The 17,176-nt window shown below is 71.5% G+C and carries 16 protein-coding genes; 7 read left to right on the forward strand and 9 right to left on the reverse strand.

Features of this window, described 5'->3' with window-relative positions:
- A complete protein-coding gene (locus tag LCN96_RS35645; RefSeq protein WP_225266824.1) occupies positions 1 to 1,395 on the forward strand; it encodes a GH1 family beta-glucosidase in 1,395 nt (464 codons plus the stop codon).
- Between the two features lie 3 nt (positions 1,396 to 1,398).
- On the opposite strand, the gene LCN96_RS35650 is transcribed toward LCN96_RS35645, so the two are convergent.
- From LCN96_RS35650 to LCN96_RS35680, 7 genes are all read right to left on the reverse strand, one after another.
- A complete protein-coding gene (locus LCN96_RS35650; protein WP_225266825.1) occupies positions 1,399 to 2,232 on the reverse strand; it encodes an SAM-dependent methyltransferase in 834 nt (277 codons plus the stop codon).
- Between the two features lie 88 nt (positions 2,233 to 2,320).
- Complete coding sequence (locus LCN96_RS35655) at positions 2,321 to 3,358, reverse strand: uroporphyrinogen decarboxylase family protein (protein WP_225266826.1); 1,038 nt, start codon at positions 3,356 to 3,358, stop codon at positions 2,321 to 2,323.
- Positions 3,359 to 3,413: 55 nt separating this feature from the next.
- Positions 3,414 to 4,052, reverse strand: a complete 639-nt coding sequence (locus LCN96_RS35660; RefSeq protein ID WP_225266827.1) for a nitroreductase family protein — start codon at positions 4,050 to 4,052, stop codon at positions 3,414 to 3,416.
- Positions 4,053 to 4,067: 15 nt separating this feature from the next.
- The gene (locus LCN96_RS35665) at positions 4,068 to 5,252 is read right to left on the reverse strand and encodes a globin domain-containing protein (RefSeq protein WP_225266828.1); all 1,185 of its coding nucleotides are present in this window, start codon (positions 5,250 to 5,252) and stop codon (positions 4,068 to 4,070) included.
- 123 nt (positions 5,253 to 5,375) lie between these two features.
- Entirely contained in the window at positions 5,376 to 5,840 is a 465-nt protein-coding gene (locus LCN96_RS35670; RefSeq protein WP_225266829.1) for an RrF2 family transcriptional regulator, read from the reverse strand.
- 35 nt (positions 5,841 to 5,875) lie between these two features.
- Entirely contained in the window at positions 5,876 to 6,979 is a 1,104-nt protein-coding gene (locus tag LCN96_RS35675) for a glycoside hydrolase family 53 protein (protein WP_225266830.1), read from the reverse strand.
- 9 nt (positions 6,980 to 6,988) lie between these two features.
- The gene (locus LCN96_RS35680; RefSeq protein WP_225266831.1) at positions 6,989 to 8,974 is read right to left on the reverse strand and encodes a beta-galactosidase; all 1,986 of its coding nucleotides are present in this window, start codon (positions 8,972 to 8,974) and stop codon (positions 6,989 to 6,991) included.
- Positions 8,975 to 9,156: 182 nt separating this feature from the next.
- On the opposite strand from LCN96_RS35680, the gene LCN96_RS35685 reads away from it, so the two are divergent.
- The 6 genes from LCN96_RS35685 (at position 9,157) to LCN96_RS35710 (ending at position 15,895) form a co-directional block, all read left to right on the forward strand.
- On the forward strand, positions 9,157 to 10,476 hold the full coding sequence (locus LCN96_RS35685; protein ID WP_225266832.1) for an ABC transporter substrate-binding protein: 1,320 nt from the start codon (positions 9,157 to 9,159) through the stop codon (positions 10,474 to 10,476).
- Positions 10,473 to 11,357, forward strand: coding sequence for a carbohydrate ABC transporter permease (locus LCN96_RS35690; RefSeq protein WP_225266833.1), 885 nt, complete (start codon positions 10,473 to 10,475; stop codon positions 11,355 to 11,357). Before LCN96_RS35685 ends, LCN96_RS35690 begins: the two co-directional genes overlap by 4 nt.
- Positions 11,357 to 12,238 carry a carbohydrate ABC transporter permease gene (locus LCN96_RS35695; protein ID WP_225266834.1) on the forward strand — a complete coding sequence of 294 codons (882 nt, stop codon included), beginning with the start codon at positions 11,357 to 11,359 and terminating at the stop codon, positions 12,236 to 12,238. The genes LCN96_RS35690 and LCN96_RS35695 overlap by 1 nt, the downstream gene beginning before the upstream one ends.
- Entirely contained in the window at positions 12,235 to 13,230 is a 996-nt protein-coding gene (locus LCN96_RS35700) for a LacI family DNA-binding transcriptional regulator (protein ID WP_225266835.1), read from the forward strand. The genes LCN96_RS35695 and LCN96_RS35700 overlap by 4 nt, the downstream gene beginning before the upstream one ends.
- A gap of 123 nt (positions 13,231 to 13,353) precedes the next feature.
- A complete protein-coding gene (locus LCN96_RS35705) occupies positions 13,354 to 14,187 on the forward strand; it encodes an SAM-dependent methyltransferase (RefSeq protein WP_225266836.1) in 834 nt (277 codons plus the stop codon).
- Positions 14,188 to 14,332: 145 nt separating this feature from the next.
- The gene (locus LCN96_RS35710; RefSeq protein ID WP_225266837.1) at positions 14,333 to 15,895 is read left to right on the forward strand and encodes a DUF4082 domain-containing protein; all 1,563 of its coding nucleotides are present in this window, start codon (positions 14,333 to 14,335) and stop codon (positions 15,893 to 15,895) included.
- A 10-nt stretch (positions 15,896 to 15,905) separates the two neighbouring features.
- Here the strand turns inward: LCN96_RS35710 and LCN96_RS35715 are convergent, their stop codons facing one another.
- Together LCN96_RS35715 and LCN96_RS35720 are read right to left on the reverse strand one after the other, a co-directional pair.
- Positions 15,906 to 16,289 (reverse strand): YchJ family protein, encoded by a 384-nt coding sequence (locus LCN96_RS35715; protein ID WP_225266838.1) that lies wholly within the window; start codon positions 16,287 to 16,289, stop codon positions 15,906 to 15,908.
- Positions 16,290 to 16,320: 31 nt separating this feature from the next.
- Positions 16,321 to 17,175 (reverse strand): NAD-dependent protein deacetylase, encoded by an 855-nt coding sequence (locus tag LCN96_RS35720; protein WP_225276132.1) that lies wholly within the window; start codon positions 17,173 to 17,175, stop codon positions 16,321 to 16,323.
- Between the last annotated feature and the right edge of the window lies 1 nt (position 17,176).

The following is a 17,176-nucleotide window of genomic DNA, read 5'->3' on the forward strand; positions in this document are numbered from 1 at the left end:
ATGCCTGCCTTCCCCGAGAACTTCCTGTGGGGCACCGCCACAGCCGCCTACCAGGTCGAGGGAGCCTGGAACGAGGACGGCCGCGGCCCGTCGATCTGGGACACCTTCTCCCACACGCCCGGCCTCGTCGCCAACGGCGACACCGGAGACCTCGCCTGCGACCACTACCACCGCCTGGAGGAGGACCTCGACATCCTGGCCGAGCTGGGCGTCGGCGCCTACCGCTTCTCCCTCTCCTGGCCGCGCGTGCAGCCGGGCGGCCGGGGCGGGCTCAACCGGCCGGGCGTGGACTTCTACAACCGGCTCGTGGACGGGCTGCTGGCCAGGGACATCGCCCCGGTGGCCACGCTCTACCACTGGGACCTGCCGCAGGAGCTGGAGGACGCGGGCGGCTGGCCGGAGCGTGAGACCGCGCTGCGCTTCGCCGAGTACGCCCGGCACATGGGCGAGGAGCTGGGCGACCGCGTCCGCACCTGGATCACCCTGAACGAGCCGTGGTGCTCGGCCTACCTGGGCTACGCCTCCGGCGTGCACGCGCCCGCCCGTACCGACCCGGCCGCCGCGCTGGCCGCCGTGCACCACCTGAACCTGGGCCACGGCCTGGCCGTGCAGGCGCTGCGCTCGACCGCCGCGAAGGGCGCGCAGATGTCCGTCACGCTCAACCTGCACCACGTGCGCGGCGTGTCCGAACGCGACGCCGACGCGGTGCGCCGCGCGGACGCGCTGTCCAACCGGGCCTTCCTCGGCCCGATGCTGGAGGGCGCCTACCCGCGCGACCTGATCGCCGACACCGCGAAGGTGACCGACTGGTCGTTCGTGCGCGACGGCGACGAGGCCGCCGCCTGCCAGCCACTGGACGTGCTGGGCGTCAACTACTACAACCCGACCCTGGTCCGCCAGTGGGACGGGGCCAGCGCCAGGGAGACCGCCGACGGGCACCAGGACGGGGCCGCCTCGCCCTGGATCGCCTGCGAGGACATCGAGTTCGTCAAGCAGCCGGGCCCGTACACCGAGATGGGCTGGAACATCGACGAGACCGGCCTGACCGAGCTGCTGCTGCGCCTGCACCGCGACTACCCGGACCTGCCGACGATGATCACGGAGAACGGCGCCGCGTTCCCCGACCCGGTCTCCGCCGACGGGCTCGTGCACGACGCCGACCGCGTGGACTACCTGCACCGCCACCTGACGGCCGTCAGCGAGGCCATCGCGGGCGGCGCGGACGTGCGCGGCTACTTCGTGTGGTCGCTGATGGACAACTTCGAGTGGGCGCACGGCTACGCCAAGCGGTTCGGCATCGTCCGCGTGAACCGCGACACGATGGAGCGCACCTGGAAGGACAGCGCCCACTGGTACCGCGAGGTGGTCGCCACCGGCAAGCTGCCGGTGGTCTGACGGCTACGGCTTGCGGGCCACGCCTCCCACGAAGGTGTGGTACGTGATGCCCGGCGCGGCCTGGTGGTCACCGGTCTCCGGACGCCATTCGGGGAGCGGCACCAGGCCGGGCTCCAGCAGCTCCAGCCCGTCGAAGTAGGCGAGGATCTCCGCGCGGGTGCGCCACCGGCCGGTGCCGAGGTGCTCGTTGAACAGCTTCTCCGCGGTGAAGGCCTGCTGCGACACCTCGGGGTGGGCCTCCATCGGGTTGTGGAAGTGCGAGATCACCACGTGGCTGCCCGAGGGCAGCGGGCGGAGGAGCCTGGCCGCGATGCCGGCCGGGTCCTCCTCGTCCTTCAGGTGGTGCAGGATGGCGAACAGCAGCAGCCCGACCGGCTCACCGAGGTCGATGAGGGCGCGGGTGCGCGGGTCGTCGAGGATCTTCTCGGGCTCGCGGGCGTCGGCGTCGACGATCGCGGTGGTCTCGTCCACGGCCAGCAGGGCCCGGCCGTGGGCGAGCACGATCGGGTCGTGGTCGACGTAGACGACGTGCGCGCCGGGGGCGACGGCCTGGGCGACCTCGTGCACGTTGCCCTGCGTGGGCAGGCCGGAGCCGACGTCCAGGAACTGGCGGATGCCGGCGTCAGCCGCCAGGTAGCGCACGGTGCGGCGGAGGAACTCCCGGTTGGCCAGGGCGGCCTCGGGCGCGTCCGGCGCGATCTGCAGCGCCGCCTGCGCCACGTGCCGGTCGATCTCGTAGTTGTCCTTCCCGCCGAGCATGTAGTCGTAGACGCGGGCGACGCTCGGCTTGGTGGTGTCTATCCCGCTGGGCGCGCTTTCCTGCTCGCTTCCGGACACTTCGGGCTCCTCGCTGGATCAGGGGGTCAGCGCGATGATCCTAAAGTGGAGCACCAGGTCCAGGCGGGAATTTCAGGAGGATTTAAGATTATCCGCGCAGTTCCTCCCGCAGCAGGCGGGCGGCACCCGCCATCGCCCGCATCTTGCCCTCCGCCGACCGCCGGGGCAGGTACTTCATCCCGCAGTCGGTGGCGATGACGATGCGCTCGGGCGGCACCCGCTCGAACGCCCTGCGCACCCGGCCCGCCACCACCTCGACGGGCTCCACCTCGGGGGTGGACAGGTCGATCACGCCGAGGATGACCGTCTTGTCCTTCAGGTCGGACAGCACCCCGAGGTCCAGCCCCGACTGCGCGGTCTCGATCGACACCTGCCGCACCGGGCAGCCGGCCAGCTCCGGCAGGAACGAGTACGCCTCCGGCCGCTCGTGGATGATGGCCGCGTACCCGAAGCAGAGGTGCACCGCCGTCAGGCCGGTGATCCCGTCGAGGGCGGCGTTCAGCGCGGCCAGCCCGTAGGCGCGCGCCACGTCCGGCCTGGCCTGCATGTACGGCTCGTCGATCTGCACGATGTCGGCCCCGGCGGCGAACAGGTCACGGATCTCGGCGTTGACCGCCGCCGCGTAGTCCATGGCCGCGGCCTCGGCATCCGGGTAGTGGTCGTTCTGCGCCTGCTGGCTCATCGTGAACGGCCCCGGCACCGTCATCTTGACCACGCGGCCCGTGTGCGCGCGCAGGAACAGCAGGTCGTCCACCTCGACAGGCCGCGCCCGCCGGATCGGCCCGACGATGCGCGGCACCGGGTTCGGATGGCCGCTGCGGTCCAGCGCGGAGCCCGGGTCGTCGAGGTCGATGCCCTCCAGGGCGGTCGCGAAGTGGTTGGAGTAGCTCTCGCGGCGGATCTCGCCGTCGGTGACGATGTCCAGCCCGGCCCGCTCCTGCGCCCTGATCGCCAGCTCGGTGGCGTCGTCCTGGGCCTGGCCGAGCAGCTCCGGCGGGATCCGCCACAGCTCCCTGGCCCGTACGCGCGGCGGGAACCGCCCGGCCAGCCTGGCCCGGTCGATCAGCCAGTCCGGCTGGGCGTAGCTCCCGACCAGCGACGTCGGCAGCAGCGGCAAGGAGATCACGGGGGCCCTCCCTCAGGTCGGTCGTGACCTCCACTGTGCGCGCGCCGCGCCGGGGTTACCAGTGATCGACGTGCAGCACCTCGTCCAGCGGCTGGCGCTTGGCGGGGCGGAAGGTCTCACCGGTGTAGTACGCCGTGGGCAGCAGCACGCCCTGCCGGACATGGGCGGGCAGACCGAGCAGCTCGGCGACCTCCGCCTCGTAGGCCAGGTGCAGCGTCGTCCACGCCGTGCCGAGCCCTCTGGCGCGGGCGGCCAGCATGAAGCTCCACGCGGCGGGCAGCAGCGAGCCCCACAGCCCGGCCTGGTTGCCCTCGGGCAGCCCGCCGGGCACGGTCGTGCAGCCGATCACGTGCACCGGCACCTCGCCGAGGTGCTCGGCGAGGTAGGCGGCGCTGTCGGAGACCCGCTCCTGCGTCGCCGCGCGCACCGGGTCGTCCTTGAACAGCGACCTGGCCGAGGAGCCCGAGCCGTAGTAGCTGTTCCACGAGCGCGCGTAGTACTCGCCGATCGTCCTTCGCTTGTCGGGATCGGTGACCACGACCCAGTGCCAGAGCTGGGCGTTGCCGCCGGTGGGTGCCTGAAGGGCGATCTCCAGGCACTCCCGGACCAGCTCCATGGGGACGGGACGGGTGAGGTCGAGTCGCTTGCGTACGCTGCGCGTGGTGGTGAGCAGCTCGTCCGCTGAGATCATCATGCGGCCATCATGCCCTCAGGCGGCGCCCAGCCACAGGTCCGGCCCGAAGACCTCGTAGTGGATGTCACGCGGCGCGACCCCGGCCTCGATCAGCCCGGCCCGCGCGGCCCGCATGAACTCCACCGGCCCGCACATGTAGACGACCGCGCCCTCGGGGATCTCGACGCCCGTCAGGTCCATGCGGCCGGCGCGGGCGCCGTCGCCGCGCTCGTACCAGAAGACGCGCTCCGCGCCGGGCAGCGCGTCCGTGTGCCGCTCCATCTGCTCGCGCAGCGCGTGGTCGGCCCTGGAGCGGTCGGCGTGCAGGACCAGCACCTGGCGCTCGGAGCCGGTGCCGGCCAGGTGGCTCAGCATGGCGGCGATCGGGGTGCAGCCGATGCCCGCCGAGACCAGGACGAGCGGCGCGTCGCCGTCGTCGAGCGCGACGTCGCCGAACGGCGCGGACAGGGTCAGCTCGTCGCCCTCCCGCACGGTCTCGTGCAGCAGTGTGGACACCTCGCCCTCGGGCCGCTCGCCGGCGCGCACCCGCTTGATCGTGATGCTGCGGTGCCCGTCGGGGCCGTGGCCGGACACCGAGTACTGGCGGAGCTGGCGCACGCCGTCGGGCATGGTCACGCGGACGCTGACGTACTGGCCGGGGCGGGCGGGCGGCACGGGGTCGTCGCCGACCGGGCGCAGCACCAGCGACATGGCGTCCGCCGTCTCCTCGCGCCGCTCGACCACCTGCCAGGGCCGCCAGGTGGCGCCGTCGCGCGCGCCCGCCTCGGCGTAGATGCGGGCCTCCATGGCGATCAGCGCGCCGGCCATCAGCCAGTAGACCTCGTCCCAGGCCGCCGCGGCCTCGGGGGTGACGGCCTCGCCGAGCACCTCGGCGATGGCGCCGAACAGGTACTTGTGCACGATGACGTACTGCTCGTCGGTGACGCCCACGGCGGCGTGCTTGTGCGCGATGCGCGCCAGCAGCGCGTCGGGGCGCTCGCCGGGGTTGGCCAGCAGCGCGCCCGCGTAGGCCGCGAAGGCTCCCGCCAGCGCCTTGCGCTGCTCGCCGCTGCGCTGGTTGCCGCGGTTGAACAGCCCGTCGAGCAGCTCGGGATGGTCGGCGAACATGGTGTCGTAGAACCGCGCGGTGATCGTCTCCAGCTCGGCTCCGACGGCGGGCAGGGTGGCGCGGACGAGCTCCGCGGCCTTTGCGGACAGCATGGGGGAACCTCCGGACAAGGGGAACGGCGTCTGGGATTCATACGGTGGGGAGGGCGCCGCGGACGACGTTCCGCAGGCGGCGAGCCGTATGAGGATCCAGGCACTTAAATAAGCATCTGAGATTCATATTATGTTCCCGTGGGGCCGGTCCTGACTCCGGGGGGTCAGCGACAGCAGGACGGGCCCGGTCGGCGCGTCCACCAGCGAGGCGACGGTGACCCCGTCGAGGGAGGCGAAGAAGGCCTCCTGCGCCTGGCGCAGCGCCGAGCGCAGGCGGCAGGCCGCGCGCAGCGGGCAGGGCGGGTCGTCCTCGCAGCCCACCACGTCGCCGGCGCCCTCCAGCTCGCGCACGAGGGCGCCGACGGTCGTGGCGCGCCCGGCCTCGGTGAGCTGCATCCCGCCGCCCCTGCCGCGCCTGGCCTCCACCACGCCCAGCTCGCTCAGCCGGGCCACGGCCTTGGCCGCGTGGGTGTAGGGGACGGCCAGCATGTCGGCCGCGGCGCGGGTGGTGAGCAGGTCGTCCGGCTGCGCCACGGCCAGGCGCATGACGATGCGCAGCGCGATGTCGGTGAAGGCGGTCAGCCGCATACCCTTACGGTAGGTGCTGGCCGGCGGTCACCGCGTCACAGGCGGCCGAGCACCGACATGGCCGGGAGCGCGCGATCGTTGTAGTCGAACAGGGCCTGGTTCTCCCAGCCGTTGCCCGACGCCGGGTCGGCCGGGTCCCAGCCGTTGCCCCTGACGCCCGTCCAGGTGGCCTCCCAGGTGAACAGCCCCAGGCCCAGCCCGTTCGGCACGGCCCGCACGATGTCGGCCACGCGGGTCAGCATCGCCGACTGCCCCTGCGGGGTGGCCCGGTAGCCGGGGTAGGGCTCGGCGGCGGTGATGATGTTCGGCCAGCCGTCGTCGTCGGCCGTGGTGAACGGGTAGGCGGTCTCGACCACGACCACGGGCTTGCCGTACCGGGTGGCCACGTCGTTGATGTTGGCCTGGAAGGCCTCCGGCGTGCCGTGCCAGTAGGAGTAGTACGACAGGCCGATCACGTCGTAGCGGATGCCGTTGGCGCCGGCGTTGTCGAACCACCACCGGTACAGGCCGTTGTCGCCGCCGTTGGCCAGGTGCAGCACGACCTTCGTCGAGCCCGAGACCGCCTTGACCGCGTCGTAGCCGGCGTTCAGCAGCGCCGCCGTGTTCGGCCAGGTGGAGTTGGAGCCGTCCGGCCACAGCAGGCCGCCGTTGATCTCGTTGCCGACCTGCACCATGTCGGCCGTGGTGCCCTGGTCGCGCAGCGCGTCGAGCACGTCGTAGGTGTGGTCGTACACGGCCTGCCGCAGCTGCGCGAACGGCAGCGCCTCCCACGCGGCGGGCTTGTACTGCTTGCCCGGGTCGGCCCAGGTGTCGGAGTAGTGGAAGTCGACGAGCAGGCCCATGCCGAGCGCCTTGACGCGCTTGGCCACCGCGAGCACCCGGGCCTTGGTGTTGTAGCCGTCGGCCGGGTTCACCCAGACCTTGAGCCGCATGTAGTTGAGCCCGGCCTGCGACAGGATGGCCAGCGCGTCGCCCCGCCGCCCGCGGGCGTCGCGGTAGAGGCCGCCGAGCGCCTCCGACTTGGCCAGGCTGGACACGTCCGCGCCCCTGATCTGGAGGCGGCCTGGCCCGGCCTGGGCGTGCGCCGGGGCGGCCAGGGCCGTGAGTAACAGCAGCGCGGTGAGGATGATGCGTTTCATCGGGTCTCCCTAGGGTTGGGGGGATTCCAGGATGACCGTGACCGCTCCGGCCGGGACGGTGACCGGCCCGTCGTGCCGCACGCCGTCGAACACGCTCACGCCGCTCACCCCCTCGACCGTCACGGGCTGGTCGCCGTGGTTGATCAGGAAGACGTGGCTGCCCCTGCGCACCAGTTCGAGGGTGTCGGGCAGGCCGTGCGGGCGCGACACGCCCGCGTGGTCGAGCACCTGGACGAGCAGCTCGCGCAGTCCGGTGACCGGGGCCGTGGCCAGGTACCAGGCGGTGCCGGCGCCGAGGTCGTGGCGGGTGACGGCGGGGTGGCCCGCGTCCGGCCCCCCGGCGAAGCTCCTGACCGTGACCGCGCCCGCCGGGCGGACCCGCTCCGACCAGACGCGGGCGACCTCACCGCCGTCGAGGGTCACCGTCTCGTGCTCGCGCAGGGGGTGGAACTCCTCGATCGACAGGCCGAGCAGCTCGCGCAGGGCGCCGGGGTGGGCGCCCGGGTGGATGGTGTCGTGCTCGTCCACGATGCCGGAGAAGTACGACACGAGCAGGTGGCCGCCCGCCTCGACGTACCGGTGCAGGTTCTTGGCGGAGGCCTCGGTGAGCAGGTACGAGCTGGGCGCCACCACCACCCGATATCCCGAAATATCGGCGGAAGGGTGGGCGAAGTCCACCGTGACGTGCTCCCGCCACAACGCCTCGTAGAAGGCGTCCACCCGCTCCCTGAACGTCAGGTCCACCGACGGCCGCCAGTCCAGCTCCAGCGCCCAGTACGACTCCCAGTCCCACACGACCGCCACCTCGGCCCGCACCCTGCTGCCCCGCAGACCGGCGAGCGCGCGCAGGTCGGCGCCGAGCCGCACCACCTCGCGCCACTGCTCGGAGCCGGTCCCCGCGTGCGGCACCATCCCGGAGTGGAACTTCTCCGCCCCGAACCGCGAGGCCCTGAACTGGAAGAACAGCACACTGTCGGAGCCCCTGGCGACGTGCGCGAGACTGTTGCGGCGCATCTCGCCCGGCCGCTTGGCCAGGTTGCGCGGCTGCCAGTTGACCGCGCCCGCCGAGTGCTCCATCAGCATCCACGGCGCGCCGCCCGCCACCGAGCGCGCCAGGTCGGCGGACATGGCCAGGTCGATGTGGTTGTCGGGCCGCTCGGCCTGCAGGTAGTGGTCGTTGGCGATCACGTCCAGCTCGCGGGCCCACTGCCACAGGTCGGTGGACTTGCAGTTGACGGTGCCCGCGAAGTTGGTGGTGACCGGGATGCCGGGGGTCAATTCGCGCAGGATGTCGCGCTGCAGCGCGTAGTGCTCGCGGTGCTGGCCGTCGCTGAAGCGGGCGTAGTCGAGGCGCTGGGCGGGGTTGACGGCGGTGTGGTTGGCGCGGGGGGCGTCGATCTCGGCCCAGTCGGTGTAGGTCTGGCCCCAGAACGTGGTGCCCCAGGCGTCGTTCAAGGCGGAGATGTCGCGATAGGTCTGGCGGAGCCAGGTGCGCCAGGCCGCCACGCTGTGCTCGCAGTAGCACTCCCCGAGCGGCGCGCCGTACTCGTTGTGCACGTGCCACATGACCACGGCCGGATGGCCCCGGTAGTGCTCGCCCAGCGCCCGCACCAGCCGCGCCGTCGCCTCGCGGAAGGCCGGGGCGCTGGAGCAGGCGCTCTGCCTGCCGCCGAACCCGATCCGCACGCCCTGCCTGGTCACCGGCAGCACGTCGGGATGCCGGGCCACGAACCAGGCGGGCGGGGCGGCGGTCGGCGTGGCCAGGTCCACCGCGACGCCGTTCGCGTGCAGCCGGTCGATGATCTCATCCAGCCAGCCGAACGCGAACCGCCCCTCCTCCGGCTCCATCAGCGCCCACGAGAACAGGCCCAGGCTGACCAGGTTCACCCCGGCCTCGCGCATGAGCGTGACGTCCTCCTCCAGGACCTCGCGCGGCCACTGCTCCGGGTTGTAGTCGCCGCCATAGGCGATCCCGGCAGGACGCTCCGGATACATCCATCCCCCTCGAAAAGCTTCTGTGAACGTGCACAGTAAGCCTCTCAGCGCCCGCAAGGGAACAGCAATCCGCAAATTTCATGCTCTTGCAGGACATTAACGAGAACGTAACGACCCCTTGACGGTTGTTTCGGCACTGCTCCACTCTGTGCACGTTCACAGAACCCCCCTGGAGGTACGCAATGCGCGCCAACCGCCTTGGAGCAGCCCTGGCCGTCGCACTCACGGCCACCCTCGCGAGCTGCGGCTCCGGCGAGCCCACCGAGAGCCCCGAGGCGGCGCAGAGCCGGCCTGCCTCCTCCCCCCAGGGCCCGGTCAAGCTCACGTACTGGACCTGGGCCCCCAACATGGACAAGATCGTCGAGGTCTGGAACAAGGCGCACCCCGACATCCAGGTGACGGTCAGCAAGCAGGCCGGCGGCGACGACGCGGCGGCCAAGTTCCTCACCGCCGCCAAGGCCGGCAACCCTCCTGACCTGGTGCAGGCCGAGTACCAGCACCTGCCCTCGTTCATCGCCGCCGACGCGGTCGCCGACCTGAAGGCCGAGACGGCCGCGATCAAGGGCGAGTTCTCGGAGGGCCTGTGGGGCCTGGTGACGCTCGGCACCGACGCCGTCTACGGCATCCCGCAGGACAGCGGCCCGATGATGCTCTTCTACCGCCAGGACCTCTTCGACGAGTACGGCCTCGCCGTCCCCAAGACCTGGCAGGAGTACGGCGAGGCGGCCCGCACGGTCAGGAAGAAGGACCCGAAGGCCTACCTCGGCACGTTCTCCAGCAAGGACCCGGGAGCGTTCACAGGCCTGGCCCAGCAGGCGGGCGCGCAGTGGTGGTCGATCAGCGGCGAGGCGTGGAAGGTGAACATCGCCGACGAGCCCACCCAGCAGGTCGCCGGCTACTGGGACGCCCTGGTCAAGGAGGGCGCCATCGACGACATGCCGTACTTCACCCCCGAGTGGAACAAGGCGCTCAACGACGGCAAGCTGCTGACCTGGCCGTCCGCGGTGTGGGCGCCGGGCGTGCTGTCCAGCAACGCGCCCAAGGCCAAGGGCAAGTGGGCCGTCGCCCCGCTGCCGCAGTGGAACGCCGGCGAGAGCTTCAGCGGCTTCTGGGGCGGCTCGTCCACCGCCGTGTCGGCCAGGACCCCCAGCAAGGCCGCCGCCGCGCAGTTCGCCACCTGGCTCAACACCGATCCGGCGGCCATCGACCTGCTGGTCGAGGAGGCCGCCATCTACCCGGCCGCCACCAAGGCGCAGTCGTCGCTCGGTGAGCCGCCCGAGTACTTCGCCAACCAGCCCGACTTCTGGCAGCAGGCCGCCGCCGTCTCCGCCGGCGCCCGCGGCTTCACCTTCGGCCCGAACGTCGGCGTGACCTACAACGCGTTCAAGGACGGCTTCGACAAGGCGCTGCAGAACGGCACCCCGTTCACCGGCGCCGTGCAGGGCATGCAGGACGCCACCGTCGCCGACATGCGCAAGTCCGGCTTCACGATCGCCTCATGAGGCCGTCGCAGAGGGGGGCGTGGCCGTACCTGTTCCTGACCCCCGCGATCGTGCTGTTCACGCTGTTCCTCGCGGTGCCCATCGGCTACACCGTCTACCTGGCGCTGCGCCGGACCAAGGTGTCGGGGCTGGGGCTGGGCAGGGGCGCGCGGCGGGAGGTCTACGTCGGCTTCGACAACTTCGCCGCCGCCCTGGCCGACGCGGAGCTGTGGAGCGGGTGGCTGCGCGTGCTCGGGTACGGCTCGCTGGTGCTGGTCGTGATGCTGGGGCTGGCGCTGCTGTTCGCGCTGATGCTGGACTCGGCGCGGGTGCGGCTGGCCCGCTTCTCGCGGATCGCGATCTTCCTGCCGTACGCGGTGCCCGGCGTGGCGGCCACCCTGTTGTGGGGCTTCCTCTACCTGCCCTCGCTCAGCCCGATCCGGGATGTGCTGGACGTCGACTTCCTGGGCGCCACCACCGTCACGTACTCCATGGCGAACGTGGCGGTGTGGGGCGGGGTCGGCTTCAACATGCTCGTGCTCTACACCACGCTGCGGGCCATCCCCCGCGACCTGTACGAGGCCGCGCGGCTCGACGGCGCCTCGGAGCTCCAGATCGCCGTCCGGGTCAAGATCCCGCTGCTGGGCCCGGCGATCGTCCTGACGACCGTGTTCTCGATCATCGCGACGATCCAGGTCTTCACCGAGCCCACCACGCTGCGCCCGCTGACCAACACGATCAGCTCCACCTGGAGCCCGCTCATGAAGGTCTACCGCGACGCCTTCGTCACCGGCGACCTGTACTCGGCCGCCGCCACCTCGATCGTCATCGCCGCGATCTCGCTCGTCCTGTCGTTCGGTTTCCTGCGCGTGGTGCGCAACCACGCCTTCAGGGAGGGCTGATGAACCCGGCTACCACCGCGACCGTCTCGCACCGCCGTACCCGCGTGGGCGCCGGCCGCCCGGTCGGCGCCGTGCCCACCGCGCTGCTGCTGATCGGCGCGCTCTACTGCCTGTTCCCCGTCCTCTGGGTGCTGATCGCGGCCACCAAGTCACCGGCCGAGCTGTTCACCACCTCCACCCTCGCCTTCGGCACGGGCCTGCTCGACAACATCGCCGAGCTGTTCGCCTACCGCGACGGCGTGTTCTGGCTGTGGGCCGGCAACACGCTCCTCTACGCGGGGGGCGGGGCGCTGCTGTCCACCGCCGTCTCCGCGATCTCCGGCTACACGCTGGCCAAGTACCGCTTCCCCGGTCGGGACGTGATCTTCAGCCTGCTCATCGGCGGCGTCCTGGTGCCGGCGGTGGTGCTGGCCATCCCGCAGTACCTGCTCTTCTCCCGCATCGGGCTGGCCGACAGCTACTGGGCAGTGCTGCTGCCGCAGGTCCTGCACCCGTACAGCATCTATCTGGCCCGTGTCTACGCCGGCGCGGCCATCCCCGACTCGCTGCTGGAGGCGGGCCGCATCGACGGGGCCGGCGAGTGGCGGCTGATGTCGCGGGTGGCGATGCCGCTGATGGTGCCGGGCATGGTGACGATCTTCCTGTTCCAGTTCGTGGCGATCTGGAACAACTTCCTGCTGCCGTTCATCATGCTCGGCGACGACGGCAAGTTCCCGCTCACGGTCGGCCTCTACACGCTGCTGGTGTCGGGCGCGAACCAGCCCGCGCTCTACAACCTGATCCTGACCGGAGCCTTCCTGTCGCTCGTCCCGTTGATCGCGCTCTTCCTCACGATGCAGCGATACTGGAAGACCGATCTGTCCTCGGGAGCAGTCAAATGAAACGCCCTACGATCCACGACGTCGCCGCCGCCGCGGGGGTCTCCCGCGGCACGGTCTCCCGCCTGCTCAACGGGGACAAGTACGTGAGCCCGGCGGCGCGCGTGGCCATCGAGAGGGCCATCTCGGAGACCGGTTACGTGGTCAACCGGGCCGCCCGCAGCCTCGTCACGCAGCGTACGGGGTCGGTCGTCATGGTCCTGTCGGAGCCGCACGAGAAGCTGTTCGAGGACCCCAACTACAGCACGCTCATCCGCGTCGCCATCAGGATGCTCGCCGAGCGGGACCTGTCGCTGGTCATGATGATGGCCGGCGACGAGGGCGACAGGGAGCGGGTGGTGCGCTACGTGCGCGGCGGCCACGCCGACGGGGTGCTGCTCGTCTCCACGCACGCGGGCGACCCGCTGCTCGACGCGCTCGGCGGCGGCCCGCCCGCCGTCTCCTGCGGCGCCGTCATCGGGCGCGAGACCGTCATCCCGTACGCCGCCGCCGACGACCGGCTCGGCGCCCGCCAGATGACCGAGTACTTCGTCGGCCTCGGCCGCAGGCGCATCGCCATGATCACCGGCCCGATGGACACGCCGGGCGGCATCCAGCGCCTCGAAGGCTTCGCCGACGTCCTCGGCCGCAAGGCCACCCAACGGCTGATCGCGCACGGCGACTGGACCCAGGCCAGCGGCGAGCGCGCGATGACGGAGCTCCTGGAGCGCGCCCCCGACCTCGACGCCGTCTTCGTCGCCTCCGACCTCATGGCCGCCGGCGCCCTGGCGGCGCTGCGCGCGGCGGGCCGGCGGGTGCCGGACGACGTGGCGGTGGGGGGCTTCGACGACTCCTCCGTGGCCGTCTCCACGCATCCGCCGCTGACCACCATCCGCCAGCCGCTCGCCGAGATGGCGCAGGAGACGCTGCGCCTGCTGCTGGCGCTGATCGACGGGGCGGAGCACGTCGAGCCGGTGATACTGCCGACGGAGCTGGTCATCCGCGAGTCGGCCTGACGACGACAGCCACTGCTGAGGGTGGGGGTTGCGGGGCGGCGAGCAATTGCGCGGACATTTCCCGAAATTTCACCACCCGGGCAGTACGATCGCCTGAGCCGACACACCCCGAAGGAGCCCACAGTGGCCGAGGACGGGCAGGAGCGGGCACCCCGAGAAGTGGACACCACCAGGCCCAACGTCTCCCGCGTCTACGATTTCATGCTCGGCGGCAAGGACAACTACGAAGCCGACCGGCGGATGGCACAACGCGCCCTGGAGATCGCCCCCGACGCGCCGGAGGCCGCGCGGGCCAACCGCGAGTTCCTGGGCCGCGTGGTCAGGTTCCTGGCCGCCCAGGCCGGCATCCGGCAGTTCCTGGACATCGGCTCGGGCCTGCCCACGCAGGGCAACGTGCACGAGATCGCCCAGTCGGCCGCCCCCGGCACCCGGGTCGTCTACGTCGACCACGACCCCGTCGTCCTGGTGCACGGCCGCGCCCTGCTCGCCGTGGACGAGCTCAGCACGGTCGTCGAGGCAGACCTCAGGAACCCGGACGCGATCATCGACCACCCCGAGGTGCGGCGGCTCATCGACTTCGACCGGCCGGTGGGCCTGCTGATGTTCGCCATTCTGCACCACCTCGCCGACGACGAGCACCCGGCCGCCATCGCCGCCCGCATGGTGGACCGCCTGGCCCCGGGCAGCTACCTGGCCGTCTCCCACTTCCACAACCCGGGGCCGGCCCACCCGGAGGTCTCCAAGCAGGCGTTCGCCGCCGAGAAGATCTTCAACGAGACCCTGGGCACCGGCCGCTGGCGTACCCGGGAGGAGATCCTCGCTTATTTCGACGGCCTGGAGCTGCTGGAGCCGGGCCTGGTGCCGCTGCCAGAATGGCGCCCCGACCCCGGCGACCGGGCCGAACCGGGCATCACTTATCACACGTTCGTGGGAGCCGTAGCCCGCAAGCCGCAATAAAACCCGTATTTTAGCGCCGACCGTTTACGGCCCATTCTCTGAATATCTTGCGATAACCGCCGCGAGTGGCTGACGAGCCATGGCACGATGGGCGGCGATTCTTGATCGTGGGTTATTCCGTGTCGCCTGCCATGGAGGCTCGCTCGTGAACGGGTCACATCACGTCGATCAGAAAGCACCGCGGCGCGCCCGGCCGCCCCGACCGCGGCCCGTCCTGACCGCGCTGGTGGCGGGCCTGCTCGCCGGAGGGCTCGCGATCGCCGACCCGGCCGCGGCGCTGCCCGGCACGGGCACGACGGAGGAGAGCTTCTGGGGCGCCTCCGGGTCGCTGTCGCCGCAGCTGTCGAGCGTGCGCCGCCCCGTCGAGCTGGGCATGCGCTTCACCGCGTCCAGGGCGGGCACGGTGTCGGCGCTGCGCTTCTACAAGCACCCCCGCAGCGCCGCGGGCCACACCGCCAGCCTCTGGGACGACCGGGGCAACCGCCTGGCCAAGGCGGCGTTCACGGTGGAGAGCGGCCAGGGCTGGCAGGAGGCGCGCCTGGCCGAGGGGGTCGCGCTCACGCCGGGCCGGACGTACACGGTGTCGTATTTCAGCGCCGACGGACACTACGCCGTCATACCGCGTTACTTCACGCGCAATTCACCGCGCACCGATTCGCTGCGCGCGCAGTCGCGCAATGGTGTGTACGTCTATGATTCCAGCGCCTTTCCCAGGAGAACGAGCGCGGGGAACAACTATCTGGTGGACGTGGCCTTCCAGCCCGTGACCGCCTCTCCCTCGCCCACGCCGACGGTCACCCGCACCCCCACCCCGACCCCGACCATCACCCCGACCATCACCCCGACCATCACCCCGACCATCACCCCGACCGTCACCCCGACTGTGACACCCACCGTCACCCCGACGCCCTCACCCACGGGCAAGACCGACTGTGACCTCCCCCGCCATCCCCGCCCGTCCTGCACCGGCGTGCCGCCCGGCACCCGGCTCACGACCGTCAAGGGCAACGTCACCGCCGCCAAGAACGGCCAGGTCATCGACGGTCAGCACATCACCGGCGACCTCATCGTCACCGCCGACGACGTCGTCATCAGGAACAGCCAGATCGACGGCCTGATCACCAACTGGGAGACGGGCGGCTCGTTCACCATCACCGACTCCACGGTCGGCCCGCCCGGCGGCTGCGTCATCAACCAGGGCATCGGCGAGAAGAACTTCAAGGCCGAACGCGTCAGCGTGCGCGGCTTCGACGACGGGTTCCGCATGTCGGGCAAGAACATCGTCGTCCGCGACTCCTACGTGAAGCTGTGCGGCCCGCCGACCAGCCACTCCGACGGCATCCAGGCGTACTGCCCCGGGAAGATCGTCTGCAGCGGCCTGGTGTTCGACCACAACACCATCGACCAGCGGCAGGCTCCCGAGCACTCCGACCCGATCAACCTGGTGGACAAGAACCTCAGCTCGGTCACGGTCACCGACAACCTGGTGGCCGGCGGCAACTACAGCCTCCTGCTGAAATGGCACTCGGGGCCGAAGTGGAAGGTCTCCGGCAACAAGATCGTGCACGAGGCGTGGGACTTCGGCGCCGTCAGCTCCGAGGACACCTGCGAGAACATCGACTGGGGCCCCGGCAACGCCATCGTCACCATCGACCACGACTACCAGATCACCAAGACCGTCCAGACGCTGACGCGCTGTATCGAGTGAGCGGGCGGGCTCAGCCGTCCTTCGTCCCGGCGTAGACCCAGCGGCCGTCGAGGCGGACGAACCTGCTGTGCTCCTCCATCTCGCCCGGCTTCCCGCGCTCCAGGTAGTGGGCGCGGAAGCGGACGGTGCCCTCGGTGTGCACGACGCTGCCCCCGGTCGTCTCCAGCACCTCCAGCCGCACCCACGTGACCCGCCTGTCCAGGTCGAGCCGGGGCGGGCGGGCCGAGGGGTGCCAGGTGCGCAGCAGGTACGGCTCGTCGCCGACCGCGAACGCGCTGAACCGGGAGCGCATGAGCTGCTCGGCGGTGGCGGCGGCCGCCTCACCCCGGTGGAAGCGGCCGCAGCAGTCCTGGTAGGGGGCGGGCAGGCCGCACGGGCACGTACGTGGAGGCATGCGCTCCATTCTGCCGCCCGCACGAACGTGCTCAGGAGGCGGGCGCCGCCCCCGCGACGGCGGCCCGGCCATCGCTCACGAGCTGGGCGGCCAGATCGGTCAGCGTCGGCCCGAGCGGGGCGTCCAGGGTGAGTGTGGCCTCGGCGTCGCCACCCGTCGGCCCCTGGTTGACGATCGCGATGGGGATGCCCAGCTCGGCGGCCTTCGTCACGAACCGCAGCCCCGACCTGATCGCCAGCGACGACCCCAGCACGAGCAGCACCCGCGCCCCGCCCACCACGGCGAAGCACTCGTCGACGCGCGGCCTGGGCACGTTCTCGCCGAAGAACACCACGTCCGGCTTGAGCACCCCGCCGCAGCCCGCGCAGTCGACCACGCGGAACCCGGCCACCTGCTCGTCGGTGAGCACGGCGTCGCCGTCGGGGTTGATCAGGCCGCTGGCCTCCCAGCCCGGGTTGGCCGCGCGCAGGCGCCGCTCCAGCTCGGCGCGCGGCGTGCGCTCCCTGCACGACAGGCAGGCGACGCGGTCGAGGCCGCCGTGCAGCTCGATCACCCGCTGGGCGCCGGCCGCCTGGTGCAGGCCGTCCACGTTCTGGGTGACGATGCCGGCCAGCAGCCCGTGCCGCTCCAGCTCGGCCACGGCGCGGTGCCCGGCGTTGGGCCTGGCCGCGCCGATCTGCCGCCAGCCGACGTGGCTGCGCGCCCAGTAGCGCTGCCGGGCCTCGGCGCTGCCGACGAAGCGCTGGTACGTCATCGGCTCGGCCCGCCTGGCCCGGCCCGTCGGCCCCCGGTAGTCGGGAATGCCCGACTCGGTGGACAGCCCGGCCCCGCTGAGCACGGCCACCCGCCTCGGGGCGACCAGCTCGGCCAGCTCCGCCACCTTCATG

Source organism: Nonomuraea gerenzanensis (genome assembly GCF_020215645.1).
In the GTDB taxonomy this organism is placed as follows: Bacteria; Actinomycetota; Actinomycetes; order Streptosporangiales; family Streptosporangiaceae; genus Nonomuraea; species Nonomuraea gerenzanensis.